Below are 4,493 nucleotides of genomic sequence, written 5' to 3' on the forward strand. Positions count from 1 at the left end.
GCCCAGGGCCGAGCCGACGCTCTGCAGCAGCTGCGGTGCGTTGGCCACCGCGGCGCCCAGGTCGGCGACGCCGGGCAACGACGGGGTGGTATCCGCGTGGGCAATGCCGCCCGTCACGAGTGCGGCCATCAGGCCACCCACGACGGCGGTGGCGCGTAACACGATCCAAATGAATGACATGGCTCTCCCTGGTGCTTGCACTTGTGGTCCCGGCTGATAGTTCGCGTGTTGCGGAAGTGACTCAAGTGACACGTGTGGCATTTATTCGATCGTTACTGACCTGAGTGACAGCGGTGACCCGGCACCGTCGTCGACACCGCTCGCTAGAGTCGGCCGCATAGAAACCACATCGGCCGCCCGGGCGGCACCTTCTGACGGTCGGCAGGCGATGTCGCTTCGCGCTGCCGGGCCGCTGCTGTTGGTGGTCAGCGTCGCCGCGCGACTGGCGTGGACGTATCTAGCGCCCAATGGGGCCAACTTCGTCGACTTGCACGTCTACATCGGCGGCGGCGCGGCCATCGACCATCCCGGCAGCCTGTACAGCTACGTCTACGCCGACCAGACGCCGGATTTCCCGTTGCCGTTCACCTACCCGCCGTTCGCAGCGGTGGTCTTCTACCCGCTGCATCTGCTGCCGTTCGGGTTGGTGGCCTTCTGCTGGCAGGTCGGGACGATGGCTGCGCTGTACGCAGTGGTCCGCCTCAGCCAGCGCTTGCTCGGCGTGCCGGCCGGCAGCGGTCATCGAATTGCGATGGCGTGGACGGCAATTGCCATCTGGACCGAGCCGCTGCGTAGCACCTTCGACTACGGGCAGATCAACGTCGTGCTGACGCTGGCGGGGCTGTGGGCGGCCTACAGCACGCGGTGGTGGCTGTCAGGCCTGCTGGTGGGCCTGGCGGCGGGGGTGAAGTTGACGCCGGCGATCACCGGCTTCTACTTCGCCGGAGTGCGCCGATGGGGCGCCGCGGCGTTCTCGGCTGTCGTCTTCGCCGCGACGGTTGCTGTCTCAGCGGTGCTGGTCGGTGACGAAACCCGCTACTACTTCACAAAACTGATGCGCGACACCGATCGCGTAGGGCCGATCTGCACAACGTTCAATCAGTCGTGGCGAGGCGGCATTTGCCGGATCTTTGGTCGCGACCTCGGTTACGGCCCGTTGGTGCTGGCTGCGCTTGCGGTCACCATGGTGGTGGCCGTCCTGGCTTGGCGTGCGCTACGCACCGCAGGCGCGGGTGACGAGCCAGATCGGCTGGGGTTACTGTTGGTGGTCGAGTTGTTCGGGTTGCTGATCGCGCCGATTTCCTGGACCCACCACTGGATTTGGCTTGTGCCGCTGATGATCTGGCTGATCCACGGGCCGTTGTCAGCGCGTCGCGGCGCGCGCATCTTGGGCTGGGGTTGGCTGGTGTTGATTCTGATCGGGGTGCCGTGGCTGCTGAGCTTCGCTCAACCGAGCATCTGGCAGCACGGCCGAGCGTGGTATTTAGCTTGGGGCGGAATGGTTTACATCGTGGCGGCACTGGCGACGTTGATCTGGATCTCGGTCAACGGGAAGCGGGCGGCGACCGCGTCGGCGCAGGTCGACGAAGAAGCGCTATCTGCTTGAGGCAAACATCCCAGGTCGACGTCGGTGGCGACCTGGGATGTCTGATAGGTGAAGTCGGCAGCCGGCAAGGCGTCCATCACATCGAAGGTAGTGGGGATGTTGAAGCTCCCGAAGGGCGTGACGAAGGTATCGGTGATCGTGTTTGTCCCGTTGGCTCCGGTGCCGGCCAGGTCGGAATACACATTCTCAAAGCCGTGACCATAGTTGAACGTGTCGAAGACTGACCCTTGCGGCGGGGGATTCCCGTCAGCGAACGACAGATCCGAAATCTCCTGGTTGTGGAAACCGAAGGTGCCTACGTCGTTGAGCGACACGCCGTCAACGACCCGGTGTCTCCCGTCGTGAGGCCGGCAGAGTTGTATCCCCGAAGTCCTGCGACCGTCTGATCGAAAGGTGGCTGTCGCCTATTGACTCAAATGTCTCGGTCACAGTGAGGTCCGGCGTGATGTTGTAGCCGTCAGCGACGGCGACTGCCGCTCGGAGGAACGCGGCGGCCAGCAGGCCGCCGCCCGCGGCGCCTACGGTAAGGGCGAGACGACGACGTTTTCACGGCAAGCTTCCGTTCACAGGTGTCCGGCCTCGCTCATTCCCCAACCTGAGACGAAGATGAGTGAAAATTCGCAAAGCCATTAGAACGGAGCCGTTCGGCGTAGTCCAGCGAAGTTCGGCGGGGCTGCGACTCGTGCGAACCGTACCTGACTGAGAGAAAAATGAGTGAAAACCCATTACCACTTAGAAAGTGGAGCCATTCCGCACCGCTAAGCCGTGTCTGCCGGCTCGCGAGGCGCGAGATTTTGGCGCTCTACTACAGCCGTCGTGCACGGCGATCGACTCATCCTCATGGCGACGCACTGAAGTGACACAGCTCGCAGCGTGCCTTGGTCCTGGCGGCACCTCGACAACGAAATAACCCCACCCGGCGGTGACCGCCAAGTGGGGTTATTCGTTATGCCCGCCTGTTGGTTGCCTACGTCACGACGGGGCAACCACACCGACTAGAAACTGAATGAACTGAGTAGGTCGCCGAGGTTGGCGAGGTCGAAGACGCCGAGCAGCGAGGTGCCGTCTAGGTCGGGAACATTGAAGAAGTCCCCGAGGTTGAGAAGGCTCGCGAATGGATCGCCGGCCAGACCAGAGGACGCGTCAAAGCCGCCGATCAAGGGCGTGAGGTCGAAGGACCCGAAGGGGGTCACGAACGTGTCCGTGACTACGTCTCCCGCCGCTGAGGGAGCGGTGCCATCCCCCATCAAGTCTGAAACTAGCCCACCGACTCCCGTCGTGGAGTCTGCCGCATACTTCGCGGGCTCTGTCGCTGCTTCTGGCGCGACGCTGGAGTAGATGTTCTCGAAGCCGTGAAAGGAGGCGATGTCGTACGTCGATCCGGCTGTCGGAAGGTGCGCCGTCGCCGTCACCCCCGTCAAGGCCTCTTCCGCACGTTGTTGGGCGAGGGCGTCGCTGCCGGTCACAAGGTATTCGGTGTTGGTAAAACCGATCGGGGTCGTCAAGGTGCTCACGTCAGCATTCACGGTCCCAAGCGGGTCTGTGGCGGTGGTCGGGGAGAAGAAGTCGAATGTCTGGTACCCCTCAACTTGCTGGTCCAGCGGCGGAAGCCCGGATACCGTGAGGACGGTTTCCGGGGAACCGGTGATGGGCGCGAATCCGAAGACGTCAGCGCCCGTGCCGGCGGTAGTGACAGGGGCGGTCGCGTCGGATCCGAAGAGGCCGAAGAGGTCGGTGAGGGGGCTGGCGTTTGCGACGGTCATCGGAAGGTACGTGGCGGCCAGCAGGCCACCGGCGGCGGCGCCGAGGCCGAGGGTGATACGGCGGGTCTTCATCTAAGTCTCCGATCTCGAAGTGATGCGGCTCACCGGATGTTGAGCGACCTGAGAGTAACCCAAGAGGGCGCTCAGGGTAAGAAGAAACTGATAAAAAACTGAAAAATTCTTCATATCGGCATCCGCCTCGCTAACGCGGGCAATCTCGTGTACTGCCCGGCTCCCCCAAAGGACGGGGTCAAATCCGGAACCTGTGGCCTAGCCGCCGTCTCGGCCGTCCGCGTCAGCTGGCCCAGGGCGCTGATGTCGGCCCGGTCCCGGGCGAGGACGCCTCATCCGGTCCTGGAGTGGTGTGTTTGGGGCCGTCGATGCGACACCACCCTGCCGCAGCCGTGCTTTAGACCTGCGCCAGGAAAGGCGCGGCAGTGGCCAACCTGGGCGAGCGAGCCTGCGCTCAGCGCGCCGAACAGCGCCTCGGCCAGGCGCTGAACGCAGCATCAAAGTCGTGAATGCAGACTCGGCGCATTCTCGGACTGGCGCTAAACGCCGAGTATCCCGTCGATATCGTGCGCCATCGCTACGTCCTTGTCGGTGATGGCACCTTCGGAGTGTGTCACCAGGGCGAAAACGACTGTCCGCCAACGGATATCGATGTCGGGGTGGTGGTCTTGAGCTTCGGCGTGCTCGGCCACCCGGCGCACGGCGTCGATGCCGGCGAGGAATGAGGGAAACTTGATCGACCGGCGCAGCGTACCCTCGGCCCGCTGCCAGCCGTTGAGCTCAGGCAGTGCGGCATCTACCTGCTCATCCGATAAAACAGCCATACACGGACCGTATACCGTCACTCGCGATGCCGAACCAGATCGTCGTCGCCGGCGCCGTCATCTCCGGCTCCGCGGTGTTGGTGGCACAACGCTCCCGGCCACCGGATTTGGCCGGCCGCTGGGAACTGCCCGGCGGCAAGGTAGCGCCCGGTGAAACCGAGGCCGAAGCACTGGCCCGCGAATTGGCCGAGGAACTAGGTGTCGACGTCGCCGTCGGCGAACGCCTGGGCGATGACATCCAGTTGAACGGCACGACGACGCTGCGGGCCTATCGAGTGCGGCTGGTGC

General features: G+C 63.8%; 5 protein-coding genes and 1 pseudogene. 2 read left to right on the top strand and 4 right to left on the bottom strand.

Annotated features, from left to right (window positions below):
* Nucleotides 1-180, bottom strand: a pseudogene (locus WA317_RS16380) (hypothetical protein); the annotation flags it as partial.
* Nucleotides 181-388: 208 nt separating this feature from the next.
* Here WA317_RS16380 and WA317_RS16385 point away from each other — a divergent pair.
* Nucleotides 389-1,606 (top strand): mannosyltransferase, encoded by a 1,218-nt coding sequence (locus WA317_RS16385; RefSeq protein WP_425174030.1) that lies wholly within the window; start codon nucleotides 389-391, stop codon nucleotides 1,604-1,606.
* Here WA317_RS16385 and WA317_RS16390 read toward each other — a convergent pair.
* The 3 genes from WA317_RS16390 to WA317_RS16400 form a co-directional block, all read right to left on the bottom strand.
* Nucleotides 1,504-1,920: a hypothetical protein gene (locus WA317_RS16390; RefSeq protein ID WP_425174031.1), complete on the bottom strand. Its 417-nt coding sequence runs from the start codon at nucleotides 1,918-1,920 to the stop codon at nucleotides 1,504-1,506. The genes WA317_RS16385 and WA317_RS16390 overlap by 103 nt on opposite strands.
* Nucleotides 1,921-2,601: 681 nt before the next feature.
* Complete coding sequence (locus WA317_RS16395; RefSeq protein ID WP_425174032.1) at nucleotides 2,602-3,441, bottom strand: hypothetical protein; 840 nt, start codon at nucleotides 3,439-3,441, stop codon at nucleotides 2,602-2,604.
* 479 nt (nucleotides 3,442-3,920) lie between these two features.
* Nucleotides 3,921-4,205 carry a 4a-hydroxytetrahydrobiopterin dehydratase gene (locus tag WA317_RS16400; RefSeq protein WP_425174033.1) on the bottom strand — a complete coding sequence of 95 codons (285 nt, stop codon included), beginning with the start codon at nucleotides 4,203-4,205 and terminating at the stop codon, nucleotides 3,921-3,923.
* A 26-nt stretch (nucleotides 4,206-4,231) separates the two neighbouring features.
* Here WA317_RS16400 and WA317_RS16405 point away from each other — a divergent pair.
* On the top strand, nucleotides 4,232-4,493 hold a 262-nt coding region (locus WA317_RS16405; RefSeq protein ID WP_425174034.1), incomplete at its 3' end, for an NUDIX domain-containing protein.

It is taken from the genome of Mycobacterium sp. (assembly GCF_049802695.1).
GTDB lineage: Bacteria > Actinomycetota > Actinomycetes > Mycobacteriales > Mycobacteriaceae > Mycobacterium.

Bases quoted from the DNA above. Each gene is read 5' to 3' on its own strand.
- WA317_RS16385 (WP_425174030.1), top strand. From the start codon at position 389: ATGTCGCTTCGCGCTGCCGGGCCGCTGCTGTTGGTGGTCAGCGTCGCC.
- WA317_RS16395 (WP_425174032.1), bottom strand. From the start codon at position 3,441: ATGAAGACCCGCCGTATCACCCTCGGCCTCGGCGCCGCCGCCGGTGGC.
- WA317_RS16400 (WP_425174033.1), bottom strand. From the start codon at position 4,205: ATGGCTGTTTTATCGGATGAGCAGGTAGATGCCGCACTGCCTGAGCTC.